This is a genomic window from Hyunsoonleella sp. J2K-J805 (genome assembly GCF_057167125.1).
The window spans coordinates 170,012-195,475 of record NZ_CM169901.1 but is presented as its reverse complement, the minus strand read 5'-3'; the positions used below and the strand labels follow the sequence as shown (position 1 = coordinate 195,475).

Below are 25,464 nucleotides of genomic sequence, written 5' to 3'. Positions count from 1 at the left end.
AATGGGAGCAAATACAACTAAATCATCAGTAGTAGCCATTTACCCTTTAAGCTATATGCAACAAGGGCTATTGATGCACCATTTATCCAATGATATTGATCAAGGCTTTTTAAATACTGAATGTTCTCTAAAAGGTGATTTTAAACTCGATTTTTTTAAAGAGGCATGTGCCATAGTACTTAAGAAGCACGAAGTTTTGCGAGCTACAATTCATTGGAAAAATTTAGAAAAGCCCGTTCAAGTTATCCATAAAGAGAAAGAAATTGATATTACGTATTTAGATTGGGAAAACCTATCTGAAGTAGAGCAAAAAAGTAAATGGGAAACTTTAAAAAACAGCTCTTATTCAGGAAAGGCACCACTAGAAAAAGGGGCTTTACTAAAGATTAGCATTATCAAATTATCCAGTAAGCTCCACAAACTTTTGTGGCCCATGCATCATATTCTACTAGATGGATGGTCTGGCAGTTTACTTATTAAGGATATTTTAGACAGTTACAACACTACTTATAATGGTGAAACTGTAACGGTACAGCCCTTACCAAATTACAAAGCATACTTAAGTTACATTAAAAGCTTGCCAGAAGAAAACACAAAGACTTTTTGGGGCAATTATTTAAAAGATTTTAAGAATGCATCTAACTTCGGCAATATAACTATCAACAAAGAAGAAGATGCACAAGAAACCTTTTCCACAAATAGTTTTTCGCTTACAGAGGAAGCTACATCAAAACTAAAAGCCTATTGCAAACAACATAAAATAACCACAAATACATTTATACAAAGTGTTTGGTCTCTTTTACTAGCGTTATATTTTAATAAAACCGACGTAATCCATGGAAATACCGTTTCTGGAAGAAGTGGAGATTTCCCAAGTCTAGATAAAATAGCTGGAATGTTTATGAACGTGCAACCTGTGCGAGGAAAGATTTACCCAGATTTAGATTTCCCCAGTTGGTTTACCACAATGCAAAAATTTCATTTTGAAGCTAGAAACTATGAGCATGTGAGCCTTGACAAACTTTACACCTATTTTAATTGGCCTGAACATGCCATGCTTTTTGATAGCCTCATAGTTTTTGAAAATTACCCGTCTATAAATGAAAACAAGGGTGGTCTTGAAGCCTTCAATATAAAAAGCGGGCTAACATCTACCTATCCCGTAACTTTAGCTGTATTACCGAACAATTGTATGGAATTTGTACTTACCACTAGCGCATCACATATAAATACAAATACAGTACAATGGATTGTAAATACTTTAGAAAAAGCTATTTCGCTAATTACTTCGGGAGAGGTTACTACTTATACAGCTTTAAAAAACCACATAGAGCCCTTTAAGCAATTTTTATCAAATACTGAGACGCCTTCAAGTGCAACCGATCAAGGCTACAATGTACCTAAAAACAAAACTGAACTACAACTTTTACAAATATGGGAGCGCGTTTTAGGCATTAAAAACATAAGTACTACATCCAATTTTTTTGAATTGGGCGGAAAGTCGCTTTTGGCGGTTAAAATGTTTTCGATTATCAACAAAATATTCAAAACAAAATTATCAGCAACAACACTCTTGGAATATCCATCCATAGAGCTTCTCTCTAACCATATACTTTCAGGAACTAAAAGTGAATCGTTTCAATTCATAGTGCCTATCCGCTCTTCAGGCGAAAAGAATCCTATTTTTTGCCTACACGGTGGCGGTGGCTATGTGATTTTTTTCAATCCACTTGTGCAAGCTTTAGAAAATGATATTCCTGTGTACGCCTTACAGCCGGCGGGTATAACTAATAGTGATAAAATGCACAATAGCTTAGAAGAAATGGCAATAGATTATGCAAAGGAAATAAAAACTGTACAACCTAACGGCCCATACAACTTGTTAAGTTATTGTTTTAGTACTGGCCTAGGTATAGAAATTGCAAATATTTTTAAAGCCGAAGGAGATGAAACCAACCTTATAGTGATAGATAGCATCATAAAACAAGAAGATTTTACAAGCCCCGATAGAATAAAAATGCGCATTAGCGGGTTTTTGGGCAGAATACGTAAAAATCCATTCGGCGCCATTAAGCTTATGGTCTTAAATCAATACTACAAATTCATACATCCAATAGTTTCAAACCGTTTTGCTTCTAAAAGCGACAAACATCTTGAGAAGTTAAAACTTAACTTAAGAAAAATTTATTTGAAATATGGTTGGAATAAAAATCACCCAGATAGTGTTTTGTTAATCCTATCCGATAAAGCCGATAAAAACTTAAACCCTGCCTACATTGACTCTTGGCAAAGCATTACAGATGGAAAAGTTAATGTGAAGTACACAAATGGCAAACACCATCAACTATTCACAGTTCCATATATTAACAGTATCGCAAAAACAATTGAGGCTGAAGTTTACAAGCACTAAACATATAATATGCTGAAATACGTATTAAATAATAACGTACATATTTGGCAATTTACTGTTTCCCAAACTAAAAGTCATTACGATTATTTCTACAACTTATTATCTAAAGACGAAAAGCAGAAAGTAGAACAATTCAGGTTTAAAAAAGATAGAGTTATATCCGCTATAGCTCGAGGTGGCCTAAGAGTTTTATTATCTAAGTATTTAAACTGTAATCCTAAAGATATTATATTTAAATATGGTAAGTATGGTAAACCAGAATTAGTAAATAAAGAAGCGTTAAAATTTAATGTTTCCCATGCAAATAATCTTGTTGTCATAGCATTTTGTAAAAGTTACGACATAGGTATTGATGTTGAGTATATTAAAGATAGCTTTAATGTTTTTAATATAATTAACAATTATTTTTCTAAAACAGAAATAGAAGCTTTACATAAAATCCCTAGAGCGACACAAACCGAGGCGTTTTTCAGAGGGTGGACAAGAAAAGAGGCTTTTATTAAGGCAAAATCTCAAGGGTTATCTTTTCCTCTTAATTCGTTTTCTGTATCCATAGATTCAGATCTAACAGCTGAATTATTAGAAACCCTTTGGGATAAAAAAGAAAAAAACTTTTGGCAAATTACACCTTTTGAAACTACTGAAAATTATAAAGCAGCATTTGCGGTAAAGGGACAAATAAACACTGTAAAATATTTTAAATTCACTCCAGAATTTATTTAAAACAATTACTTTCCGATGCAAAAATTAGCAAAAATATTACCCAACAAGTCGTCATTTGTGATTTCTCCAGTGATTTCTCCAAAATGGTATAACGCCTGACGAATATCAATAGCCAATAAATCTCCAGATAGGCCTGTTTGTAACCCTTCTTTTACTTTTTGTATTTCTTCAAATGCCTTTAAAAGTGCATCATAATGACGTGTGTTTGTAACTACGGTGTCATTGTTTCTTAAACTTCCTGTATTCACAAAACTCAATAAAGTAGCTTTCAAATCATCTATACCTCTATTCTCTTTGGCAGAAATTAATTTCATATTTGGAATTTCAGACTTAATTTTAGAGGTCTCTTCATCAGATAGTTTATCAATTTTATTGGCAATAACAACTAGAGGCTTTTGAGGGTATTTATTGCTTATTTTTTCAATCTCAATTTTAAATCTAGTACTTTCAGATTTAAAGTCTGTAGCATCAAATAAGTAAACAACAACTTGGGCCTGTTCAATTTTTTCAAAAGTCTTTTTAATTCCTATGCTTTCAACCACATCTTTCGTTTCGCGAATACCAGCGGTATCAATAAATCTAAAACCAATACCACCAATTGTAATTTCATCTTCAATTGTATCACGCGTTGTACCAGCAATATCAGAAACTATAGCACGCTCTTCATTCAATAGGGCATTTAACAATGTAGATTTACCCACATTTGGTTCTCCTACAATAGTAACAGGAATACCATTTTTAATCACGTTACCAACTGCAAATGAATCAATTAAACGTTTTAATACAAAAGCAATTCTATCAATTAAATCCTTAAAATCACTTCTGTCTGCAAATTCTACGTCCTCTTCTGCAAAATCTAATTCCAGTTCAATTAATGATGCAAAATTTAGAAGCTCCTCACGAAGTTTAGCAATCTCGGTTGAAAACCCGCCTCGCATCTGCTGCATTGCTATTTGGTGGGAGGCCTCATTATCACTGGCAATTAAATCTGCGACTGCTTCGGCCTGACTTAAATCTAATTTCCCGTTTAAAAAAGCACGAAGCGTAAACTCACCCGCATTAGCCATTCGGCATCCTTTTCTTAAAAATAATTGTATAATTTCCTGTTGAATATAACTTGAACCATGACATGATACTTCAACAACATCTTCTCCTGTATAAGAATTTGGGTTTTTAAAAATTGAAACCAGAACCTCATCTAACGTTTTTTCACCGTCTACAATGTGTCCTAAATGAATGGTATGTGTATGCTGTTTTAATAAAGACTTGCCAGAAACCGATTTAAACTGCTTCTCAGCAATACTAATAGCATTTTCACCAGATAACCTTATAACAGCTATAGCTCCAGCACCAGCAGGTGTTGCTAAGGCGACAATAGTATCTTGATATATCATAGAACAAAAGTAGTAAGTTTAGTTAAGCGCCATTATAAATTTTCAAAATTTAACCTCGCAATTACAATTATTTATTGAAATGTTAATTTTTAATAATTTAAATCTATTGAAAAATTATTGGTGACTTAACGCTTTCGTGGTAAAACAAGTATTAAAAACATTAAAATAATAGTAAAACTATTAAATTATAACTTATTAAATAACAATAATTTAAAAGTCATAATCATCATATTTTAACTTTTTAAAAGCATAAATCTAATATAAATTTGCTCACCTAAATAAACGTTAATAAGTATTTATTTCTAACCAACAAAAAAATAAAACAATGACATGTAAAAGAATTATTAAAAATGAAAATTATAAAATCAGATTTTTCGAACCATATTATCAAAACAGTCGAAAATAAAATTGGCAATATATTTTTCTTCGATCACATTGCCGTAATTGAACTTAATGAAGGAGTACATTTTGACAAAAGCAATTCTTCGATGATAACAGACGAGTTAACATTATTCTATGGAAAAAACTGCCCTTTTGGTGTAATTGCCAATAGAGTAAACTCATATTCTATTGATATTTTGAAACTATCAGAGTATAAAGAAAATATGTCTAATTTAATATCTTATGGTGTAGTGGGGCATGATAATGCCAGTAAAATGAACGCAGAAATAGAAAACGGTTTTTGTAAAATTGATAATATTTATTTTGATACTATTAATGATGCTATTAATAGTGTTTACAAAAGAGTTAAAACAAGTGACTTCTTTAGTCTATCTAAAGTGATAACAACATCTCAGCAATAGCATGATAAAAGTACTACAAGGTAAGCTATAGGTTGAGCAATAATAACTACACTATTATAATAAAGACTATACCTCTTTTAACAAAAAGTAAGGCATTTATGCTTTAGGCTGATTTAAATATATACCATCAGATTTTATTTTAATCTGCTTTTGTTTGTACAGATTTCCAACTGCCTTTTTAAAACTCTTTTTACTCATTTCAAGCCTGCTTTTTATAGTTTCGGGGGCTGATTTATCTGTAAGATCTAAAAACCCACTATTATCTTCAAGTTCCTTTAATATTTTTTGAGCATTAGGCTCAATATTTCTAAATCCTATTTTTTCAAGTGAAATATCAAGTTTATTACCAGGTCTTATTTTTTTAACAACACCTTTTAATACATCGCCTACACTTATATCCTTAAAAATGTTATCCTTGTAAATTAATCCTGAGTGTTTCTTATTAACAATTACGTTCCATCCAATATCAGAAGGATGGGATACGATCAAATCCACCTCATCAAACTGATTTACAGTCAATTCCTTATTATCCAAAAACCGATTGGTTTTGCTTGATGCCACTAAACGTTCCGTCTTTTCATCCAAATAGCAATGCACCAAATACCAACCTCCAGGTTTCATTTTAAAGGCCTGCTCCTTAAACGGACAAAACAATTCCTTCACCAACCCCCAATCTAAAAACGCACCAAAATCTGTAACTTGATTACATCTTAAAAGCGCAAACTCCCCGCTTTTAATATATGGAATATCAGTTGTAGCTACTGGACGTTCTTCATTATCCAGATACACAAAAACGTCTATTTTATCCCAAATTTTAAACTCAGAAGGCACATATCTATTGGGTAACAATACTTCTTCATCATTTGCATCAATTAAATACACACCATGGTCGGTTTCACGAAGTATTTCTAAGGTATTTATTTGTCCTAATTCCATAGTGTGCAAAGGTAACACTTTATTATTAGGGCGCAACCCTCCAGGTAGCTAAAGGGAGGGTCGGGCCTACCTGCCGGCAGGTAGGCTTTCACTACTCAATCCCTCCTTCGTCGGGGGTTTCAAACACCCGTGCTGAGCGGAGTCGAAGTATGCCGTTCTATCCCTTGCGCAACTGCCAGCTAAGATCAATTGTAAATCATAAACAGTAGCACATTTGCTAATTATTAGTGCAAAAAAAAGCGCTGCAAATGCAACGCTTATAATGTATAGTGTTTTTTCTACTAATAAACGGACTCTTTTCCAAAGTGCTTAGTTAATAAATAATAAACTACAGCTCTATATTTGTTACGGTTAGACTTTCCATAAGTATCCATAACCTTAGCGATAGCACCATCTAAATCATCACTAGCACTTAATCCTAGTTTTTTAATTAAGAAGTTGTTTTTTACAGTCTCTAATTCAGACTCATCAGAACCTGAAACTGTAGAAGCATCAGCATTGTAAATTGATGGACCACAACCGATAGTTACTTTCGTTAATAAATCCATATCGGCAGTAACGCCACATTTGTCTTTTAAATCTGCAGCATATTTCGCAATAAGCTCGTCACGTTTACTCATGATAAAAAGTGTTTTTTAAGTTAATAATTAAGTTACTAAAGATAATCAATTTTTTAGACACATTAACTTATGTTAAGTCACATCATTCTATCTGATAAATTCAAAATAACCTAACAGTATTTCGTCGTTTAGTTGTTTTGGTGTAAATACCTCTAGGAGTTTAGGGGCCTCTGAAGCATCAAAGAAACCAGACAGCGCATTATTCAACGTGTTTTCATCAGAGGCTCTCATATATTCAAAATTGAACATCTTGCACAAATGCTCAGCGCTTAATTGATGATGCGTTTCAAAATACGTATCAAAATTCTCGGTATTCTTATGCCCTGGCAAAATCCTAAAAATTCCACCGCCTTGATTGTTTACAACAATAATTCTAAAATTACTAGGTATGTAATTATTCCAAAGTGCGTTACTATCATAAAAGAAACTTAAGTCACCGGTAATAAAGGTGGTAGGTTTATCATTGGCAACAGCGCATCCAATGGCTGTAGAGGTACTCCCATCGATACCACTTGTACCTCTATTACAATACACCTCAATGGTTTTATGCAAGGAAAACAGCTGGGTATAACGAATGGCAGAGCTGTTTCCAACTTGTAAAATAGAATTGTTTGGTATCTGTTTCAGAATAGCATTAAAAGCCAAGAAATCGCTAAACGGAATTTCTTTTAAGTACTGCTCATGAAGTTTTAGGCGCTTTTTCTTTACATTTTTCCAAGTTTGCTGGTAGGTACTTTTTTTGTAATGATGTATCAGCGGTAAAAATGATTCAAAAAAATCATTAGGAGTTGCTTCTATATGTTTTGACAAACAAAAAAACGTGTCATTGGCTTTCTTTTCATCAACATGCCAATGTTGTTCCGGTTTATATGTCCTAAGTAAGGCTTTTATTTTTTTAGAAACGATTAACCCTCCAAATGTTACAATAATTTCTGGCTGCAACGCCTTTTGCTCCTCGCTTGACAGGGGTGCTATAATTTGATCGATACTTGGAAAAAAACTTTTATGATGCAAGTTTGACGTTGTTTCGGTAAAAACAACAACACTTTCATCCTTAGCCAACTCTTCTAATACCGATAGGTTAACTTCATTTGGGTTGTTAACTCCAACTAAAATCATCTTTTTCGAAGCAACTATCCAATCGTCATAACACGCCTTCAATACTGATGGCTCAATCCCTAAATTCTTCTTCAGATGAGAAACTGCCTTTGCATGGACCGTTGGTTTATCAACAGTTTCATATAGCGGCTCATCAAAAGGAACGTTTATATGAACAGGACCGTTTTTAAACTTCGCAAAATCAATAGCATTATTTATCTCGTGCTCATTATACTCCTGAATATCTTTTTGAAGCCCCAAAAACCGCTCCAACTTATTTTCAAGATTTTTAATAATAGGCAACTCTTCGTTACCTGGAATGTTTTTCTCATCCTTTAAGTCCAACTTTAAATTGGCTGAATATAAGATGTGATTTTTATATACATTCTTTTGGTTTATGGTTTGCCCATCTCCGATACCAATCAAATGCTTGGGTCTGTCTGCAGATAAAACCACTAGAGGAATATCGCTGTAAAACGCTTCTGAAACGGCGGGATAATAGTTTAAAAGCGCACTACCCGAAGTACATACCAAAGCAGTTGGTGCTTTAACCTGTTGTGTGATGCCCAGTGCAAAAAAAGCAGCGCAACGTTCATCAACAATACTATAGCATTTAAAATAGGAATCGTTTGTAAACCCAATGGTTAACGGTGCACTTCGGCTACCAGGAGAAATTATTATGTGTTTTATATTTTTCGCTTTACACAATTGAACTACAGTTTGTGCAATCGGAATTTTCGGGTATATCATCAACTTCTATTTCTATTCACAAAATTAAGAAATAGCCATGAGACCATTTTATTTATAACACCTTTTTAACGACCTTAGATTTTGCAACGGTTTCCTCCCACTCACTTTCCGGATTTGAAGTTTCCGTAATACCGCCACCAACATAAACATATGCAGTATCACCTTTTATTTGTAGGCAGCGTAAATTCACATAGAGTTTTGTGCTTTTACGCTTTAAAATATAGGCTCTGTTTTCTATATTGCGCTGTCCGGTTCTTGGTTTAACTTCAGCCTCAAAATTAAGTTCCCCTAAAAAGCCCGTATAAAATTCGCGATTGTAATTTTCATGTTTCAAGATAAAAGCTTTTGCAGGTGGCTTTGGCATGCCACAAACCGCAGGTGTTGGGTGTAAACTATAAAGCAACCTTTCAAAATCAACGGTAGTTTCATTTAAAACACCTTTTATCAATGTTCGTAGGTGCAACAGGTTTCCAGCTTTTACGGTCTCAACTCCGGATACTTGTATATTGCCCACAACATCCTTGATGTTTTCTAAAATAAAATCTGTTACGAACTGTTGTTCCTGCAGTTCTTTTTGCTTCCATTTTACGTTTAAATCGCCTTTATAATCCTGTGTTCCTGCTAGGGACATCATCGAGAATTGCTTACCTTCAATCTTTAAAAGCGTTTCTGGAGTTGCACCCAGCCATAAGCCGATTTTGGGATGGTACCAGCAATATACAAACGCCGATTTGTAGGCGTTTAACAATTTTTTAAAAGTGGTAAGTGGGTTGCCTTCCTTAAAATCGCAAGTCTCCTTTCGTGATAATACTACCTTTTGAAATTCGCTATTTTTAATAGCTCGTATCCCTTTCTGTACTAGTTTTAGATGAAAATCTTTTGCTTCAAAATTCACTTTAGAACTAACCTCGGAAGTTAGGTTGTCTTTATCATCAGTAATTTCGGAAAAAGACATAGTTTCAGAAGCCGAAAGCGGTATTAAAATGCTATCGGCAGAATTGTCAAAAGGAGAAAACACAAAACCAGTTTTATTGAAACCTTTTACTTTATGCAACTCATCATCTTGTTGCAGAATTGCTTTTAATGCAATGCTATTCGGTTTACGATAAACAACAAAAGGCAAGTTGGTTTTGAAGTGACGCTCTAAACGTTCAAAAAAGTGCTGCAAAATCTTATTTTTTTCTAGGTAAAGAAATTGTAGTTAGCTTACAAAGTGAAATAAGGTCACCATCATCATCAGTAACTTTTATTTCAAATAATTGCGTGGTTCTTCCTTTATGAATGAATTTGGCAGTAGCATATACGTAACCTTCCTTAATACTTTTTACATGATTTACACTTATCTCAATACCTCTAACAAAGCAGTCTTTATGGTTTAAAAGCATTTCTGCCGCAAAACTACCTGTAGTTTCTGCCAAAGCTACCGTTGCCCCACCATGTAACACGCCATCCGGTTGGTATACGCGTTTGTTTACTGGCATTCTTCCTACCACAAAATCGTCACCAAAATCCACCATCTCAATTTCCAATGTTTCCATTAGCGTATTTTTGGTAATCGCATTTGCGCGTTTAAGTATCTCTTCTTTTGAAATTTGCATGAAAATCTTTTCTATTTTTATGTTTTGTAAAAATACGAAATGCGAACTACCTTAGAAAATACCAGAGTAAAATTGTCGCCACTCACGCTGGATAATTATCACCATTTAGTTACAATTGGAAGCGAGCCCAATTTAGTTCAATACTCTCCAAGTAAAGTGGATACGCCAAAAGATTTGAAAGCTTATGTTGAAACTGCCTTAGCATGGCAAGATAGCAACACTGCTATTCCCTTTATTGTGTTTGACAAGACAGCTAATGCTTATGCCGGAACGTCTCGTTATATGAATATAAGTTGGCATCATAGTGTCTTAGAAATCGGCGCAACTTGGATTGGACGAAAATTTCAAGGCACTGGTTTAAATATGAACATGAAGTTTTTGATGTTACAACATGCTTTTGAAGCTTTAAAATTTGATAAAGTTGAATTTCGCGTGGATGAACGCAATACTGCATCCAGAAAAGCTGTTGAAAAAATAGGTGGAACACTGGAAGGTGTTTTACGTAAAAATGTACTTTTAACCGATGGTTTTAAAAGAAATACGTGCTGTTATGGTATTTTAAATGAAGAATGGAAGGGGCTTAAAACAACAATTTTTAAGGGTTTTTAATTATAGCTTTCGAGCTTTTCCTTTATCCACTTTGAAATACTTTTGTAGTAATTGTCGCTTACGTCATCCTTCTGTTCTTCCAATAATTTTTGAGTTTTAAGAAAGAAGGTTTTGGCAACTTTTTTATCTCCCATTTTGTCGTACACATCGCACATGTTTACATACACCCTAACACTATTTGGCTTTTTGTTCAATGCCAAATTATAGACTTCTAAGGCAGTTTCGTAATCATTTAAATCTCTAAAATCATTGGCCACAAAATTTAGATACCCAGCACTTGCTTCATAGGAATATCCAAATATTGCTTTCCGAGTCTTGTAAAAATCCTCTATCTTTTCTTTCAAATTGCCTTTTGAGCTTTTAGCAAAATCTTGAATCACCTTTTGGTCTGCAAAATAATTTCTGCTCATACTTAATAAGCCATCACAAATAGAAGGTCCAACTATTTGCCAGTGCCCAACACCTTTTATTAATCTCGGTTGCCAAGACAATGTATTGTTGGGGTACTTTTTAACCAAGGCATCAATATTATTCACATTCCTTTCAAACTCAACTTCCCGTCTACCTACATCACCATGTGAGAAATACAAGTATTTCCCAAATTCTGTATTGTTTTGAAGGAGCGTGTCCGCATTTTTTACAATAATATTATCATCAGTATCTCCAAACGACGGGCTAATACCAATATAAGCATCAAACATATCCCTTTTATCACTAAATAATGTGTTACCAACAAAAGCACCACCCCAAGAGTGTCCTAAAACGGCTCTGAAACCCTCTGTTCGATAGTTCGATTCAATTAATGGAAACACCTCTTTTTTAAAATGATTGTGAAGCTCAGCGTTTTTGGGATTGAACTCTGGCCCGCGATTATCAGATACAATACCTACAAAAATCATTGGCATAACCGAATAATTATTAACCATATAACCAGCATTTCCCTTAAGGATCCCCCAAAAAGATTCACTTTGTGCATCAAGTACATAAACTACTGGGTATTTCGAAATTGAATCTCTATGGTAGGTTTCAGGTAAGAATACTTTAACTTCTCGTTCCTTATCAAATATTTTGGAATCAATAGAATGGCTTATGTTAGATTTATCTTGAGCTGAAATAATATTTGCAACTAGAATAAAGCAAACTATAAAGAGATTTTGCAAAATTTTCATAAGGTTAGTTTTTTATGTAAACGTTAATCTACAGTAATTAATTGTTCATTAAAAAAACACCCAAAAAATCCGTAGCTATGACTTTTCAGCAAGAATGGATAAGAAATTCATTGGAAACTCCATTAGATTTGTAATATCAAAGTGAGAGTAAAGTGAAGCAAACTAACAAAAATTTTTATCAAGAAAAGTTAAACATTGTTACAGATTACATTAATACTAATCTTGACAATAAAATAGACATTAAGACGTTGGCAGAACTTTCATGCTTTTCACCCTTCCATTTTCATAGAATTACCAGAGCATTATTAGGTGAACCTATTGGAAAATATATTACCAGAACCCGATTAGAAACAGCAGCAAAATTATTGCGCTATTCGTCATTAAGCATCGAAGATATTGCCTATAATGTTGGTTTTGAAATGCCTTCATCATTAACAAAAGCATTTAAGTCTCATTTTAGTATAACGCCAAATGGCTATAGAAAAGATAAATCATTCACAATCAAAACAAGGGCTATTATGAAAACAACATTGAACATTAAAAAACCCAAGATTCAAGATATAGAAGAAAAAAAATGTCTTTATTTACGCATGCACGGGGCTTACCAAACGCTAGATTATGCTGGTGCTTGGGAAAAACTTTGGGGGCAGGTAAAAGAACAAAAATTATTTACAAAAGGCATCCAAATGTTTGGGATACCACATGATGACCCAAAAGTTACCGATGAAAACAAGATTAGATATGACGCATGCCTCGTGATACATAAAGATGCAAAACCAAAGGGAGAAATAGGTGTAAAAACCTTAAAATCAGGAAAATTTGCGGTGTTTTTATACCAAGGCTCTTATAGCTATTTTCCCGAAGTTTACGATTATATCTTTAACGATTGGTTATTGAATAGCGACTACGAGCTTCGGGATGAACCTGTAAGGGAGCGATATATCAGTCATCCAGATCGTGTCGCTGAGGAAAAGCTAAAAACTGAATTCTATATTCCGATTAAATAAACGTATTCCGCTACTCAAACTTTACTTTGTATGCCATTACCCTATTATGAAAAAAAGTTGGCACCAACAATGTTTGAGTAGCCGGTATATAATCGATGTCTGCGGCGTTTATCTTTTTATCACGAGTATCTAAAAGCTGAGTTTTAGTCCAATCTTTGCTATAGATATAAAATAGTTCACCCTGCCAACTAGAGACTACAAAATCACCGTTTTCCAATCTTACAATGCCGTCGCCATGTCCTATATCAGTTGTTAGTGTTTTAAACGTGTTTTGCTCTTTATTATAAATCCCAAAATTATGCGATTGTGAAGCTGCATAATACATACCTTCTTTTTGAAAAGATAATCCATTTAACCTGCCCAAACTATCTTTTGCAACTTGGGTAATTTTACCTTCCTTAATCTCATAAATAGCATCAGAATTTGAACCGGAAACATATAGCGTATTGTTTCCAACAGTAATGTCATTCAATTGCGGATTATTTTCAACAGAAAATATGTTAGTCGCTTTTTTAGTTTTTAAATCAATCTCAACAACCCTGTCAATGTCATTAACATATAGTTTCCCGTTAAGCATACCCATACCTTTTGGTCCGCTTAACCCCTCAGCCCATTTTAATTCAGTTATTCCCCCACTAGTACTGATGGTAGAAATAAAACCATTATTATCCTTTCCCCATGGAGAATTATTAACATTAGCTACATAAATGATTTGTGAAGCCTCATCATACAATACAGCTTCACAAGTAGTTAATAGTGAATCTGTCTCCCAAAGGAACTCTAAAGAAGGTTTTACAACGTTAGTTTTACTCTCAACCTCTACATTCTTTAACTTCTCCTTCTTTTTGTTATTACATGAAATAATTAGAATGGTCACCATAAAGATCAATGCAGTGTACGACGTTTTCATAATAAAGTTTTTTTTTAGTTTGTAGACTAATGCACTAAACGCGTTCTATTCTAGCACCAATGGCACGTAAACGTTCATCGATATTCTCGTACCCACGATCAATCTGCTCAATATTCATTATGGTTGAAGTCCCTTTTGCAGATAGTGCAGCAATCAATAAGGAGACTCCTGCCCTAATATCGGGAGATGTCATGGTTGTAGCTTTTAAAGTAGATTTAAAATCATGACCAATTACCGTTGCGCGATGGGGATCACATAGAATAATTTTTGCACCCATATCAATCAATTTATCTACAAAGAATAAGCGGCTTTCAAACATTTTTTGGTGAATTAAAACACTGCCTTTTGCTTGTGTTGCAACTACCAAAATGATACTTAACAAATCAGGAGTAAATCCTGGCCAAGGTGCATCAGAAATGGTTAAAATAGAGCCGTCAATAAAACTTTGTATCTCATAACCATCGGTATGCGCAGGGATATGAATATCATCACCTTGCTTTTCAACCGTAATACCAAGCTTTCTAAATATATTTGGAATTAATCCTAGGTCATTCCAACTCACATTGGTTATGGTAAGTTCGCTTTTTGTCATTGCAGCAAGTCCAATCCAGCTACCAATTTCAATCATATCTGGAAGCATCCGGTGCTCAGTTCCACCTAATTGTTCAACACCATCAATTATTAACATATTAGAGCCAACACCACTTATCTTTGCCCCCATTCTATTCAACATTTTACATAATTGCTGTAGATAAGGTTCACAAGCCGCATTGTATATTGTGGTTTGTCCTTCTGCTAAAACTGCCGCCATTACAATATTTGCTGTACCAGTAACCGAAGCTTCTTCAAGCAACATATAGGTGCCTTTAAGTTTTTCAGCTTCAACACCATAAAACTGCTCTTCTCTGCTGTATCCAAATTTTGCACCTAACTTAATGAGCCCCTCAAAATGGGTGTCCAGTCGCCGTCGCCCAATTTTATCCCCTCCTGGTTTCGGTATATAGCCCTTGCCAAAACGCGCCAGTAGAGGACCAACAATCATAATAGAACCTCGTAATCCGCGTCCATCTATTTTAAACTGATCAGACTCTAAGTATTCTAAATTTACCTCATCTGCCTGAAATGTATATGTACCTTTTGATAGTTTTTCAACCTTTACCCCAAGCTTCTTAAGTAAATTAATAAGCTTGTTTACATCTATGATGTCAGGAATATTATTGATGGTTACTTTTTCGGGTGTAAGCAGTACTGCACAAAGAATTTGTAATGCTTCATTCTTTGCACCTTGAGGTTGTATGCTTCCTTTTAGCTTATGACCTCCTTCAATTTTAAATGTTCCCATGAATAAGTTTAGTGGCGTTTTCTAGAACGGTTAGAACCTTTTTTCTTTTTATTGCTGTATTTCCCTTTAGAACGCATTAAACTGCTAGAATCTGATAAATCTTCTTCAGAATTTCTCAAATCTATCTTCCCATTAGAAAGTTCGTAAAGGTGATCGTAGATTACGGTGTCTTCAACAGTATCCTTATTCCAATTCAAAAAACATTTTTTCATGTGGTTGGCAATCGTATACACCAATGCTTCCTTTAATTCGCCCTCTTCCCATGTATTTGCCACATCAATCATAGTTTTAATATTATTTCCGTAGAAACGATATTTAGGATGGTTTTGTGGATACTTTAAAGGTTCAGGTCGCTCTGAAAGTACTTCTCTCGATGGTTTAGGAAATGGAGACTCTACGTCCAATTCAAAATCTGACATGATAAATAACTGATCCCAAAGTTTATGCTGAAAATCTGGAACATCTCTTAAATGCGGTTGCAAATTACCCATTACAGAGATAATTGCCTTTGCCAACTTTTCACGTTCTTCTTTGGTTTCTCGTGTTTTGGCATGATTAATCATCTTTTGAAGATGACGCCCGTACTCAGGAATAATTAAATGTTCTCGTTCAGTATTGTATTCTAAATTATCAATCAAAATGTTTGTGGTATTAAGTTCTTTGAAGTAGTCTGCAAAATACGAAAAAAAACTAAAGACTTATTACGCCTTCTATCTTTTCTGCAACCTCTTTATACTTGGCTATTACGGCATCGGGGTTTTTCATTCTCACATTAATGGAAACACTAGTGTATTTTCCTTTTTTTGATGGAATAGTATTTATTACAGCACCCATGTTGTCAAATAGCTTTTCAATCTTTTCAATCTCGGCAGTGTCTGTTCTTATAATAAATTTATACAAATACTCACTTGGCCAAAGTGTGGTATCATACAACTGCTCTTTTAACTTTTGATAAAATTCGTCCTGGTTTGGTGATGCTCCCATAGCTATTTTTTACGCTGCAAATATAAGGTTTCCTTTCTATTTTTTTTATAGAAGTTAAATTACGATTTTTACAATCAAAAGCTGAGTATATTGAGCCAGAAGAAAATAGTGATTACTGGTGGCCCTGGTACAGGAAAATCAACAATTATAAACGAACTAATAATTAGAGGTTACGATTGTTTAGAAGAAATTTCAAGACAAGTAACTTTGGAAGCCAAAAAGCAAGGTATTGACCAGCTGTTTTTAACCAACCCGCTACTTTTTAGTGAACTGTTATTGAAAGGAAGACAAGAGCAATTTGAAAAAGCAAAAACATTTAAAAGTAAAATAGTTTTTTTCGATAGAGGTTTACCTGATGTGCTAGCTTACATGGATTTCATTGGAGACAGCTATCCAAAGAAATTTGATATGGTAACTAAAAACACCGTTTACGACACTGTTTTTATTTTAAAACCTTGGGAAGCTATTTATAAAAGTGACAATGAACGTTATGAAAGTTTTGCTCAAGCCAAAAATATTCACAAACACCTACTTAGCACATATAAAGCTTACAATTACAAACCAATTGATGTCCCTTTTGGAAACGTTGAAGATAGAGCAGACTTTATTTTGAGTAGTCTAAATTTAAAATGAACAAGCACCCTATAAACATACTAGAGCGTTACTGGAAATTCACCTCATTTCGTGGGAATCAAGAAGCCATTATAGATGCAGTGCTTGAAGGAGAAGATGTTTTTGCTTTAATGCCAACAGGTGGAGGAAAATCTATTTGCTTTCAGATACCCGCATTAATAAAAGAAGGGATTTGTATTGTTGTATCCCCCTTGATAGCCCTAATGAAAGATCAGGTACAAAATTTAAACAATAGAGGCATAAAATCCCTAGCCATTACTAGTGGTATTTCCAACAATGAATTAGATGCCATCTTAGATAATTGCATTTACGGAAACTATAAATTTTTATACTTATCGCCTGAGCGTTTACAGCAAGAATTGGTACAAGATAGAATTCGGCAAATGAATGTGAATTTGATTGCCGTTGATGAAGCACATTGTATTTCTCAATGGGGAAATGACTTTAGACCTGCATACGGCAATATTTTAAAATTGAGACAATTACAGCTATCTATTAATATAATAGCTTTAACAGCTACAGCCAAACCTAAAGTTGTTAAAGACACCATGAAACAACTCGATTTTATTAGCCCTAAAATATTTACACAATCGTTTTTTAGGGAAAATTTAAGCTATATTGTTTTGCATGAAGAAGATAAATATTATAAGCTAGAAACCATCTTAAAAAAATATCAAGGCCCGTCAATAATTTACGTAAGAAACAGAAAAGCGACTATCGATGTAAGCACACTGTTAAATTCAAAAAATATAAGTGCGACATATTACCATGGTGGACTTAATATGACGGAAAAAGACAGCAATATGAGTGCGTGGATGCAAAACCAAAAACAGGTTATGGTAGCTACAAATGCTTTCGGTATGGGTATTGACAAACCCGACGTAAAAACAGTTATACACTTAAATCTTCCCGAAAGTTTAGAAAGTTATTTTCAAGAAGCTGGTCGCGCTGGAAGAAACGGGGAGCTGTCTTACGCTGTGATATTAAAAAATAAGAATGACGAGCTTTTGGTTAAGAACCAGTTTCTAAAAGTGTTGCCTTCAATAGACTTTATTAAACAAGTCTACAGGAAACTCTGTAACTACTTTCAGATCTCCTATGGTGAAGGAGAATATCAAACCTTTGATTTTGACTTCAACAGTTTTTGTAAAACTTACAACTATAACGGAACCTTATGCTACAACACACTATTAGCTTTAGATAGAAACGGAACAATATCACTAACTAAACAATTTAAAAACAAGGTTTTAATAAAATTCATTTCAACAAATAATTCAATATTTAAATATTTAGAAAATCATCCTAAATTAGATACTGCAGTCAAATCAATATTAAGATCCTATGGTGGTGTTTTTGATCATGAGACTAATATCAATACTTCAAAAATAGCTGATAAAGCTTCCATGTCTGAACATAGCTTAATTCAAATCTTGAAACAACTGGCAAAGGATGAAATCATAACATTAAACCATTCTAAAACCGATGCTCAAATTACCTTTATAGAACCTAGGGAAGACGACAAAACTATAAACAGAATTTCTACTATTATAAAGCAACAAAATAAACTAAAAGAACAGCAGGTTAGCGCTGTAATAAATTATATAAATAATAATGATGTTTGTAAAAGCATGCAACTCCTCAACTATTTTGGAGAAAACAATATTACACCTTGTGGTATATGTTCGGTATGCACCAAAAAGAAAAAAAATGCACCTACTATCAATCAGCAGAATCTTAAGAACAAAATTATAACCCTTTTAGAAACAGGAGAAAAATCTTCAAGGTATATAAGTAGCACTTTACAATGTAGTGATACGGATATAAAAAAAGCATTAAAAATGCTGTTAGAACATCAAATAATCACAATTACAAAAACAAACAAATATAAATTAAGCCATTTATGAGGGATTTACGGATAGTATTTATGGGCACTCCAGATTTTGCGGTTACTACTTTAAAAACGTTAGTAGAACATGATTACAATATTGTTGGTGTTATTACTGCTCCAGACAAACCAGCGGGCCGTGGAAGAAGACTTAACGAAAGTGCCGTAAAAAAATATGCGAAATTAGCTAGATTACATATTTTACAACCTAAAAACCTTAAAGACGAGGCGTTTATAGGTGATTTAAAATCGCTCAAAGCAAATCTTCAAATCGTCGTAGCTTTTAGAATGCTTCCCAAGGTAGTTTGGCAAATGCCGGAATACGGCACTTTTAATCTACATGCGTCGCTATTACCTAATTACAGAGGTGCTGCCCCTATTAATTGGGCAATTATAAATGGAGAAACAACTACAGGTGTCTCCACTTTTTTCATTGATGAAAAGATAGATACTGGAGAGATGATTTTACAGGAGGAGGTTGCAATTGGATCAAATGAAAGCGCAGGCACCCTCCACGATAAATTAATGCGGTTAGGTAGTGAATTGGTGTTGAAAACGGTAAAGCTCATCGAGATTAATAACGTTAAAACCATACCGCAAGTAGAAAACAAGGGCATAAAAACCGCATATAAATTAAATAGAGATAATTGTAAGATTGATTGGAATGATAGTATTGATAACATCTTCAATAAGATTAGAGGTCTTAGCCCCTATCCTGCCGCTTGGTGCGAATTAGTTAATAGCAAAGATGTTTTAGATATTAAGATTTATGAAGCTAAAAAAGAGATTGAAACTCATAAAAACGAAATCGGAAGTATTATTACCACTAAGAAAACCTTGAAAGTTGCTGTAGATGGAGGCTATATAAATCTCCTTAAAATTAAGCTTCCAGGAAAAAAATTGATGGACGCAGTATCCTTGTTGAATGGTTACAAATTTGAAAGTAACTCAAAAATGCGCTAAGCCCTTATCCTTACTCATTTCACAAAAACATCGACAAAATACAGTTCCTTTATTAACAAATGCTGTAAGTTATCAACAAAACCCTGTATTTCCCTTGCTATTACTTGCATGAAAGCATAATCCGTATAATTTTGTAGAGGATTTAACAAAAAAAGTTTAACCAATTTATTAATAATTAAAATTTACATTATGAACAAAACAGATTTAATCGATGCAATGGCAGAACACGCAGGAATCACTAAAGCAGCTGCTAAGAAAGCTCTAGAGTGCGCACTTATTGAAATAGAGGGTGCTCTACAAAAAGGAAACAGAGTTTCTTTAGTTGGTTTTGGTTCTTGGTCAGTTTCTAAAAGATCTGCTAGAGAAGGAAGAAACCCACAAACTGGGGCTACTATCAAAATCAAAGCTAAAAACGTTGTTAAGTTTAAAGCTGGATCTGATTTATCAAGTGCTGTAAACTAGTAATTAGTTTAAAAATAATACAAAAATACCTTCCCAATCGGAAGGTATTTTTTTTATGGGTATGCCAAAAGTTGTATTTCTGACAAAATAATCTTAGCTTTATTTACTAAATTAATAAAATTCATGACGAGTACTACCCCGAAAAAAGGAAATTTACTAATTGCAGAGCCAGCTATAATTGGAGATGTTTCCTTTAACCGCTCCATTGTTTTATTAGCCGACCATACTGAGGAAGGCTCTATTGGTTTTATTCTGAACAAACCCTTAGAGTATACTATAAAAGACCTAATTCCTGAAGTAGAGGCTGCGTTTAAGGTGTACAATGGTGGTCCCGTAGAACAAGATAATCTATATTTTATTCATAAAGTACCTAATCTCATTCCAAACAGCATTGAGATTTCACTTGGTATATATTGGGGAGGCGATTTTAAAAAAGTAGCAGAATTAATAACTGCGGATACCATTAATGAAAATGATATTCGTTTCTTCTTGGGTTATTCTGGCTGGGACTCTAATCAGTTGGAGAATGAACTTAAAGCAAATTCTTGGGTAGTTTCTGAAAATGTTTACGAACAAAACATTATTGAAAAGGATTATGTGTCATTTTGGAAAGAAAAAATGCTGGAGCTTGGTGGAGAATATAGCATTTGGTCAAATGCACCTGAAAATCCTAATTATAATTAAGATAGCCTTACAGCGACATTTAGTTTTTCCAATAACTTATTAGCTAGTAGATTAGAAAATTCTTTTTTTCTATACTTTGCAATAGGCTGAATACCAGTAATTACATTTGTAATAAAAAGTTCATCTGCTTTTTGAAGTTCAAAAGGAGAAATAGATGCTTCTTGTAACTCAAAATCATGTAATTGTTCTACAAACTTTATTATTTGTGTCCGCATCACTCCCTTTAAGCAGCCATCTGACAATGGAGGTGTTTTAATACTATTACCTTTCACTAAAAATAAATTCCCATTTAAAGCCTCTACTACGCTTTTATTAGTGTTTAATAGCAAGCAGTTATCAAGTTCGTTTTCGCTGGCAAAAATGCTGCCAACTATATTTATGGCCTTATTGTTGGTCTTTAGGGTAGATAGTAAAGTTGGTGCAACATAATAATCTTTAAACAAATCAACTTTGTAATTGGATGAGTTAATCAGATACACATCATTTTGTAAAGGCCTTGCACTTATAGTATAACCAACAGAATTTTGCTCTGGCAAGTACAATCCACCTTCGGTCCTGTAAACAATTAGTTTTACTCTAGCATTTGCATTTTCAAAACCATTTGCGCTTAAGGTTTTTAAGATTTCAGTTTCAAGAAACTCCATTGTAAAATTCATGGGGATTTCCATTCGCATAATTCGCATTGATGCCATTAACCTAAAGTAATGATCCTCCCAAAACAGTTTTTTACCGTTTACCACCTTTATCGTTTCAAAAACTGCATCGCCGTAAGCAAAACCTCGATTATATATCGAAATCTGGGTATTGTCGTCTAAAATTTTACCATCAATATTTATCATAAAAAAGTCCGCTACTTATATTGATTTAAGTGCGGACAAATATAAGATTAAATTAGTGTTTTATGCTGAACCTAGTACTTGTTTTAAGTCTGAAATTTGATTCTCCCAAAGCATTTTAGCTTCTTCTACTTCATCATCATCTGCAAAATCTGTAACCATCAGCGATACATCTTTAGTTATTTCATCCACTTGTATTCTAATTTCAAAATAACATGAAGCACCTTCTTCTTCATCTGCCATCCATCTAAACTTCACACGCTCACCGCTCTTTTTACTTAATAGTTTTGCCTGTTCTTCACTATCATCCCAAATAAAAGTAAATAACTCTCCCCTAGAATTCACATTATCGGAGAACCATTCAGACAAACCGGATGGTGTAGATATATATTGAAACAACAATTGAGGTGATGCGTGAATAGGAAATTCTATTTCAAATTTAGTTTTATCGTCCATGAAAAATCATTAAAATATTGTGTTCCTCAATATATACATTAATTGATAAGATTTGCAATTATTTTGCATAATATTTTGCATAACTTATGTTTGTGAACGTTAATTTTGTTTATATATTTGCAACCTCAAAACGGCGAGGTAGCTCAGTTGGTTAGAGCGTCGGATTCATAACCCGGAGGTCACGAGTTCAAATCTCGTTCTCGCTACAAATCTTACAATGGAAAGTCAAGAAACCTCTTGACTTTTTTTATTTCTTGAAACTCAGCAAAAAAACGTACTTCCTTTTGATTAAATACTAATTAATACCAAATGCAATAAACCAACTTTAATTATTATTGAAATATAAAATTAAAGCTGCAAAACCACAACAACCAATAGGCCTATTACTTAGTCGGTTAATTGGTTCTTTAAATCAGTTTGAAATAATAAATAAAGAACTACATAATTTGTAATCGGCTAAATGTAAAATAGCATAGACAGCTAAAGTTAATCCTTAACACTACTGAAATCGTTCAAATGAATACCGATTAAACACACCTTAAAGTGTAATTACCCTTCGCTCTTTGTTGCTTCGCTTTGCAATCTCTATAATCTTAATTACATCCTTAGCTTCCTCTGCTTTTACTGGTAATTGTTTGTTGTGTCTTATGGCTTGGTAAATATCATCATAATACGCCATATAATTACCCTCTAAAGTTGGAATATATTTCTTTAACATCTTGCCTTCTTGCTCGGTGTGCAATAGGCCTCTTTCACTTTCCGGCTCTATACCAAAGTTCAATGTTCCTGGTTTTATACCCTTCTGTAGTTGTTCTTCTTGAACATCGGCCTTTGACTTTATAAAAGATCCCTTTGTTCCATGAAAAATATTACCTGGTAAAGGCTCTCTAACATAATAGCTAGATTTTAATGTAACACGATGCTTTTTATAGAATAGTTTCACCTCAAAATAGTCTTCAACTTTTGAATTCGGTCTATAGCTATCTAAATCTGCAAAAATAGCATTCGGCATTCCAAATAATACTAAAGACTGATCTATTAAATGCGAGCCTAAATCGTATAAGCTTCCTACTGCAGGAGTTGGGACTTCTTTGTGACCTTTGTGACTAAGCTCTGGATCGAAACGATCAAAATGTATTTCTGCATCTACAATATCTCCCAATACACCTTGTTTTAATACTTTTTGAACTGTTTTAAAATCACTATCGTATCGTCGATTATGATATACTGAAAGTTTTACATTTTTAGCTTTTGCCAATTGGATTAATTCCTCCGCCTCTGAAACCGTTGCGGTAAATGGCTTTTCTACAACTAAATGCTTTCCTGCATTTATAACTTGTTTAGCAAAATCATAGTGTGTTACACTTGGTGTATTTATTACTACTAGTTCTACAGCATTATCTGCCAATAAGTCCTTAAGAGACCTAAATGTTTTTATATCTGGATAAACTTTTTCAGCTTTGTTTTTAGTTCTTTCCCAAACACCGTATAGATTAAATTTGGGATTTAACTCAAGAAATGGAGCGTGAAAAACATATCCACTCATTCCAAAAGAACATAATGCTGCATTAATTGGTTTCATATTTTTTAATATTAGAAGCAAACTCTAAAATTGAGTTTAATGTAAAATTATCAATATTTGTATTGGCTTGACGGACTATAACTTCCGCAGCAATATTAATTTAGTATAACCAAACTGATTCCAACTTACCAAAAATCCTTTCAGGTAAAAATGTTTTACTTAATAATACCTAAACATAATTACTCTGCAGAATTATAAAACTATAAAACACCAATACTAACTAGATAAACATAATAAAAAAAGCTGCAATTAAAGATTTAATTACAGCTTTTAATATTTTCAAATTAAAACTATTCTGTTATCAAGTTTAAATTTTCATCCATTGGCCTCATTTTTGGCATAATTAAATGTACAATCCCTAGGATTACTAGGTAACAAGAACCTGCAATTAAGAATGCCCAAAAGTATCCAGTATTACCGGCTTGATCTAAAACAGAGCCTAAAGCAAAATCAGCAACAATACCTGCAACGGCTCCAACCATTCCTCCAACACCAACTACTGATGCCGTAGCTTTTTTAGGAAATACGTCTGATACCAACGTAAATATATTAGCAGACCAAGCTTGGTGTCCTGCTGCTCCTAAACCTATCAAGCAAATTGCTAACCATTTGTTATCTGTAATCGCAACAAAAGCTACTGGAAGAATTATAAGTCCGCATATTAATAAGGTTATTTTTCTTGCTTTATTTACAGACCAACCTTTTCTAATAAATACTCCAGATAGGTATCCTCCTAATATGCTTCCGCCATCTGCTAATATGTAAATTACAAAGAAAGGTAAAGCAATATTTTTAATATTTACACCAAAGGTTTCTGCTAAAAATTTAGCGCCCCAGAAAAGATAGAACCACCAAACTGCATCTGTAACTTTAGCTAAAGCGAACGCCCATGTTTGACGTTTTCCTAAAACACTTTTCCATGGTAGTTTTTCTTCATTTTCTGTCTCAGAATCTTCTTGTATATAGGCCAACTCTTCTTTAGACACCTTCGGATGAACCTCAGGTTTCTTATAAGTTCTTAACCATAAAAACACCCATATAGCACTAAGAACACCTGTAATCAGAAATGGTATTTGCCAGTTTTTTCCGTTTTCATGAACAATCCAACCAATAACGAATGGTGCCGCTATTGCCCCAATACTTGTGGCGGCATTAAACAATCCAGTTGCAAAAGCACGGTCTTTTTTAGGGAACCATTCTGCAGTAGTTTTAATAGCTGCTGGAAAGTTACCAGACTCTCCAAAACCCAAACCAAATCTGGCCGCAGCAAACCCTATAACACTAAAACCTGGACGCACAGCTGCATGCAGCATTCCAAATACGCTCCAAAGACCAATAGATAGCACGTATCCTTTTTTCGTCCCTAAACGGTCAATTAAACCACCCATTGAAAGCATACCTATAGCATAAGCTACTTTGAAAGATATCATAATATTTGCATAATCAGCGTTAGTCCACCCAAACATTTTTTCTAATGTAGGTGCCATTACACCAATTATACTTCTATCGAAATAGTTGATTGTTGTTGCAAACATTAACAACGCCAGAATTCGATAACGGTAATTCCCTATTTTTTTTGTTTTATTCATAATTTGTTGGTTATATATATT

25 protein-coding genes and 1 tRNA gene are annotated in these 25,464 nt (G+C 33.8%); 11 read left to right on the top strand and 15 right to left on the bottom strand.

The window, feature by feature from the left end; genetic code table 11:
* Nucleotide 1 precedes the first annotated feature (1 nt).
* Both AC1B0Z_RS00750 and AC1B0Z_RS00745 read left to right on the top strand, forming a co-directional pair.
* The gene (locus tag AC1B0Z_RS00750; protein WP_483793580.1) at nt 2-2,410 is read left to right on the top strand and encodes a condensation domain-containing protein; all 2,409 of its coding nucleotides are present in this window, start codon (nt 2-4) and stop codon (nt 2,408-2,410) included.
* A 9-nt stretch (nt 2,411-2,419) separates the two neighbouring features.
* On the top strand, nt 2,420-3,133 hold the full coding sequence (locus tag AC1B0Z_RS00745; RefSeq protein WP_483793579.1) for a 4'-phosphopantetheinyl transferase family protein: 714 nt from the start codon (nt 2,420-2,422) through the stop codon (nt 3,131-3,133).
* A gap of 5 nt (nt 3,134-3,138) precedes the next feature.
* Here AC1B0Z_RS00745 and mnmE read toward each other — a convergent pair whose 3' ends face one another.
* Nucleotides 3,139-4,527 (bottom strand): tRNA uridine-5-carboxymethylaminomethyl(34) synthesis GTPase MnmE, encoded by a 1,389-nt coding sequence (gene mnmE, locus AC1B0Z_RS00740; RefSeq protein ID WP_483793578.1) that lies wholly within the window; start codon nt 4,525-4,527, stop codon nt 3,139-3,141.
* 350 nt (nt 4,528-4,877) lie between these two features.
* Between mnmE and AC1B0Z_RS00735 the strand changes: the two genes are divergently transcribed.
* Complete coding sequence (locus AC1B0Z_RS00735) at nt 4,878-5,330, top strand: hypothetical protein (protein WP_483793577.1); 453 nt, start codon at nt 4,878-4,880, stop codon at nt 5,328-5,330.
* A 96-nt stretch (nt 5,331-5,426) separates the two neighbouring features.
* Here AC1B0Z_RS00735 and AC1B0Z_RS00730 read toward each other — a convergent pair whose 3' ends face one another.
* The 5 genes from AC1B0Z_RS00730 to AC1B0Z_RS00710 form a co-directional block, all read right to left on the bottom strand.
* Nucleotides 5,427-6,266 (bottom strand): CvfB family protein, encoded by an 840-nt coding sequence (locus AC1B0Z_RS00730; RefSeq protein WP_483793576.1) that lies wholly within the window; start codon nt 6,264-6,266, stop codon nt 5,427-5,429.
* Between the two features lie 281 nt (nt 6,267-6,547).
* Nucleotides 6,548-6,886: a DUF2853 family protein gene (locus AC1B0Z_RS00725; RefSeq protein WP_483793574.1), complete on the bottom strand. Its 339-nt coding sequence runs from the start codon at nt 6,884-6,886 to the stop codon at nt 6,548-6,550.
* Between the two features lie 87 nt (nt 6,887-6,973).
* Nucleotides 6,974-8,734: a 2-succinyl-5-enolpyruvyl-6-hydroxy-3-cyclohexene-1-carboxylate synthase gene (menD, locus tag AC1B0Z_RS00720; protein WP_483793573.1), complete on the bottom strand. Its 1,761-nt coding sequence runs from the start codon at nt 8,732-8,734 to the stop codon at nt 6,974-6,976.
* Nucleotides 8,735-8,786: 52 nt separating this feature from the next.
* Entirely contained in the window at nt 8,787-9,902 is a 1,116-nt protein-coding gene (locus AC1B0Z_RS00715) for a chorismate-binding protein (protein ID WP_483793572.1), read from the bottom strand.
* A gap of 4 nt (nt 9,903-9,906) precedes the next feature.
* Complete coding sequence (locus tag AC1B0Z_RS00710) at nt 9,907-10,332, bottom strand: PaaI family thioesterase (protein WP_483793570.1); 426 nt, start codon at nt 10,330-10,332, stop codon at nt 9,907-9,909.
* A 39-nt stretch (nt 10,333-10,371) separates the two neighbouring features.
* Between AC1B0Z_RS00710 and AC1B0Z_RS00705 the strand changes: the two genes are divergently transcribed.
* Nucleotides 10,372-10,941: a GNAT family N-acetyltransferase gene (locus AC1B0Z_RS00705; protein ID WP_483793568.1), complete on the top strand. Its 570-nt coding sequence runs from the start codon at nt 10,372-10,374 to the stop codon at nt 10,939-10,941.
* On the opposite strand, the gene AC1B0Z_RS00700 is transcribed toward AC1B0Z_RS00705, so the two are convergent.
* The gene (locus AC1B0Z_RS00700) at nt 10,938-12,110 is read right to left on the bottom strand and encodes an alpha/beta hydrolase-fold protein (RefSeq protein ID WP_483793567.1); all 1,173 of its coding nucleotides are present in this window, start codon (nt 12,108-12,110) and stop codon (nt 10,938-10,940) included. The genes AC1B0Z_RS00705 and AC1B0Z_RS00700 overlap by 4 nt on opposite strands.
* Before the next feature lie 152 nt (nt 12,111-12,262).
* Here AC1B0Z_RS00700 and AC1B0Z_RS00695 point away from each other — a divergent pair, with 152 nt between their 5' ends.
* Nucleotides 12,263-13,117, top strand: a complete 855-nt coding sequence (locus tag AC1B0Z_RS00695) for an AraC family transcriptional regulator (protein ID WP_483793565.1) — start codon at nt 12,263-12,265, stop codon at nt 13,115-13,117.
* Between the two features lie 10 nt (nt 13,118-13,127).
* Here the strand turns inward: AC1B0Z_RS00695 and AC1B0Z_RS00690 are convergent, their stop codons facing one another.
* From AC1B0Z_RS00690 to AC1B0Z_RS00675, 4 genes are read right to left on the bottom strand one after another with little or no spacing between them, the layout of a single operon-like run.
* Nucleotides 13,128-14,027, bottom strand: coding sequence for an SMP-30/gluconolactonase/LRE family protein (locus AC1B0Z_RS00690; RefSeq protein WP_483793563.1), 900 nt, complete (start codon nt 14,025-14,027; stop codon nt 13,128-13,130).
* Between the two features lie 34 nt (nt 14,028-14,061).
* A complete protein-coding gene (gene murA, locus AC1B0Z_RS00685) occupies nt 14,062-15,369 on the bottom strand; it encodes a UDP-N-acetylglucosamine 1-carboxyvinyltransferase (protein WP_483793562.1) in 1,308 nt (435 codons plus the stop codon).
* A gap of 8 nt (nt 15,370-15,377) precedes the next feature.
* Nucleotides 15,378-16,007: a DUF4290 domain-containing protein gene (locus AC1B0Z_RS00680; RefSeq protein WP_130963912.1), complete on the bottom strand. Its 630-nt coding sequence runs from the start codon at nt 16,005-16,007 to the stop codon at nt 15,378-15,380.
* A gap of 52 nt (nt 16,008-16,059) precedes the next feature.
* Complete coding sequence (locus AC1B0Z_RS00675; RefSeq protein WP_483793560.1) at nt 16,060-16,353, bottom strand: DUF493 family protein; 294 nt, start codon at nt 16,351-16,353, stop codon at nt 16,060-16,062.
* A gap of 90 nt (nt 16,354-16,443) precedes the next feature.
* Between AC1B0Z_RS00675 and AC1B0Z_RS00670 the strand changes: the two genes are divergently transcribed.
* The 5 genes from AC1B0Z_RS00670 to AC1B0Z_RS00650 all read left to right on the top strand — a co-directional run bounded on the left by AC1B0Z_RS00670 (nt 16,444) and on the right by AC1B0Z_RS00650 (nt 20,980).
* Nucleotides 16,444-16,986 (top strand): AAA family ATPase, encoded by a 543-nt coding sequence (locus AC1B0Z_RS00670; RefSeq protein WP_483793559.1) that lies wholly within the window; start codon nt 16,444-16,446, stop codon nt 16,984-16,986.
* A complete protein-coding gene (locus tag AC1B0Z_RS00665) occupies nt 16,983-18,890 on the top strand; it encodes a RecQ family ATP-dependent DNA helicase (protein WP_483793558.1) in 1,908 nt (635 codons plus the stop codon). The genes AC1B0Z_RS00670 and AC1B0Z_RS00665 overlap by 4 nt, the downstream gene beginning before the upstream one ends.
* Nucleotides 18,887-19,834: a methionyl-tRNA formyltransferase gene (gene fmt / locus AC1B0Z_RS00660; protein WP_483793557.1), complete on the top strand. Its 948-nt coding sequence runs from the start codon at nt 18,887-18,889 to the stop codon at nt 19,832-19,834. Before AC1B0Z_RS00665 ends, fmt begins: the two co-directional genes overlap by 4 nt.
* A gap of 189 nt (nt 19,835-20,023) precedes the next feature.
* Nucleotides 20,024-20,296 (top strand): HU family DNA-binding protein, encoded by a 273-nt coding sequence (locus AC1B0Z_RS00655; RefSeq protein ID WP_130935332.1) that lies wholly within the window; start codon nt 20,024-20,026, stop codon nt 20,294-20,296.
* Nucleotides 20,297-20,419: 123 nt separating this feature from the next.
* Nucleotides 20,420-20,980 carry a YqgE/AlgH family protein gene (locus tag AC1B0Z_RS00650; RefSeq protein ID WP_483793555.1) on the top strand — a complete coding sequence of 187 codons (561 nt, stop codon included), beginning with the start codon at nt 20,420-20,422 and terminating at the stop codon, nt 20,978-20,980.
* On the opposite strand, the gene AC1B0Z_RS00645 is transcribed toward AC1B0Z_RS00650, so the two are convergent.
* Both AC1B0Z_RS00645 and AC1B0Z_RS00640 read right to left on the bottom strand, forming a co-directional pair.
* On the bottom strand, nt 20,977-21,819 hold the full coding sequence (locus AC1B0Z_RS00645; protein WP_483793553.1) for an aminotransferase class IV: 843 nt from the start codon (nt 21,817-21,819) through the stop codon (nt 20,977-20,979). The genes AC1B0Z_RS00650 and AC1B0Z_RS00645 overlap by 4 nt on opposite strands.
* Nucleotides 21,820-21,879: 60 nt before the next feature.
* Complete coding sequence (locus tag AC1B0Z_RS00640; protein ID WP_483793552.1) at nt 21,880-22,272, bottom strand: START-like domain-containing protein; 393 nt, start codon at nt 22,270-22,272, stop codon at nt 21,880-21,882.
* Nucleotides 22,273-22,404: 132 nt separating this feature from the next.
* On the opposite strand from AC1B0Z_RS00640, the gene AC1B0Z_RS00635 reads away from it, so the two are divergent.
* Nucleotides 22,405-22,478: transfer RNA gene (locus AC1B0Z_RS00635), tRNA-Met, on the top strand.
* 332 nt (nt 22,479-22,810) lie between these two features.
* Here the strand turns inward: AC1B0Z_RS00635 and AC1B0Z_RS00630 are convergent.
* Complete coding sequence (locus AC1B0Z_RS00630; protein ID WP_483793551.1) at nt 22,811-23,854, bottom strand: Gfo/Idh/MocA family oxidoreductase; 1,044 nt, start codon at nt 23,852-23,854, stop codon at nt 22,811-22,813.
* 290 nt (nt 23,855-24,144) lie between these two features.
* Nucleotides 24,145-25,443: an MFS transporter gene (locus tag AC1B0Z_RS00625; RefSeq protein ID WP_483793549.1), complete on the bottom strand. Its 1,299-nt coding sequence runs from the start codon at nt 25,441-25,443 to the stop codon at nt 24,145-24,147.
* Nucleotides 25,444-25,464: the final 21 nt, after the last annotated feature.

Coding starts and splice junctions, on each gene's coding strand:
- AC1B0Z_RS00750 (WP_483793580.1), top strand. CDS start 2: ATGGGAGCAAATACAACTAAATCATCAGTAGTAGCCATTTACCCTTTA.
- AC1B0Z_RS00745 (WP_483793579.1), top strand. CDS start 2,420: ATGCTGAAATACGTATTAAATAATAACGTACATATTTGGCAATTTACT.
- mnmE (WP_483793578.1), bottom strand. CDS start 4,527: ATGATATATCAAGATACTATTGTCGCCTTAGCAACACCTGCTGGTGCT.
- AC1B0Z_RS00735 (WP_483793577.1), top strand. CDS start 4,878: ATGAAAATTATAAAATCAGATTTTTCGAACCATATTATCAAAACAGTC.
- AC1B0Z_RS00730 (WP_483793576.1), bottom strand. CDS start 6,266: ATGGAATTAGGACAAATAAATACCTTAGAAATACTTCGTGAAACCGAC.
- AC1B0Z_RS00725 (WP_483793574.1), bottom strand. CDS start 6,886: ATGAGTAAACGTGACGAGCTTATTGCGAAATATGCTGCAGATTTAAAA.
- menD (WP_483793573.1), bottom strand. CDS start 8,734: ATGATATACCCGAAAATTCCGATTGCACAAACTGTAGTTCAATTGTGT.
- AC1B0Z_RS00710 (WP_483793570.1), bottom strand. CDS start 10,332: ATGCAAATTTCAAAAGAAGAGATACTTAAACGCGCAAATGCGATTACC.
- AC1B0Z_RS00705 (WP_483793568.1), top strand. CDS start 10,372: ATGCGAACTACCTTAGAAAATACCAGAGTAAAATTGTCGCCACTCACG.
- AC1B0Z_RS00700 (WP_483793567.1), bottom strand. CDS start 12,110: ATGAAAATTTTGCAAAATCTCTTTATAGTTTGCTTTATTCTAGTTGCA.
- AC1B0Z_RS00690 (WP_483793563.1), bottom strand. CDS start 14,027: ATGAAAACGTCGTACACTGCATTGATCTTTATGGTGACCATTCTAATT.
- murA (WP_483793562.1), bottom strand. CDS start 15,369: ATGGGAACATTTAAAATTGAAGGAGGTCATAAGCTAAAAGGAAGCATA.
- AC1B0Z_RS00675 (WP_483793560.1), bottom strand. CDS start 16,353: ATGGGAGCATCACCAAACCAGGACGAATTTTATCAAAAGTTAAAAGAG.
- AC1B0Z_RS00665 (WP_483793558.1), top strand. CDS start 16,983: ATGAACAAGCACCCTATAAACATACTAGAGCGTTACTGGAAATTCACC.
- fmt (WP_483793557.1), top strand. CDS start 18,887: ATGAGGGATTTACGGATAGTATTTATGGGCACTCCAGATTTTGCGGTT.
- AC1B0Z_RS00655 (WP_130935332.1), top strand. CDS start 20,024: ATGAACAAAACAGATTTAATCGATGCAATGGCAGAACACGCAGGAATC.
- AC1B0Z_RS00650 (WP_483793555.1), top strand. CDS start 20,420: ATGACGAGTACTACCCCGAAAAAAGGAAATTTACTAATTGCAGAGCCA.
- AC1B0Z_RS00645 (WP_483793553.1), bottom strand. CDS start 21,819: ATGATAAATATTGATGGTAAAATTTTAGACGACAATACCCAGATTTCG.
- AC1B0Z_RS00640 (WP_483793552.1), bottom strand. CDS start 22,272: ATGGACGATAAAACTAAATTTGAAATAGAATTTCCTATTCACGCATCA.
- AC1B0Z_RS00630 (WP_483793551.1), bottom strand. CDS start 23,854: ATGAAACCAATTAATGCAGCATTATGTTCTTTTGGAATGAGTGGATAT.
- AC1B0Z_RS00625 (WP_483793549.1), bottom strand. CDS start 25,443: ATGAATAAAACAAAAAAAATAGGGAATTACCGTTATCGAATTCTGGCG.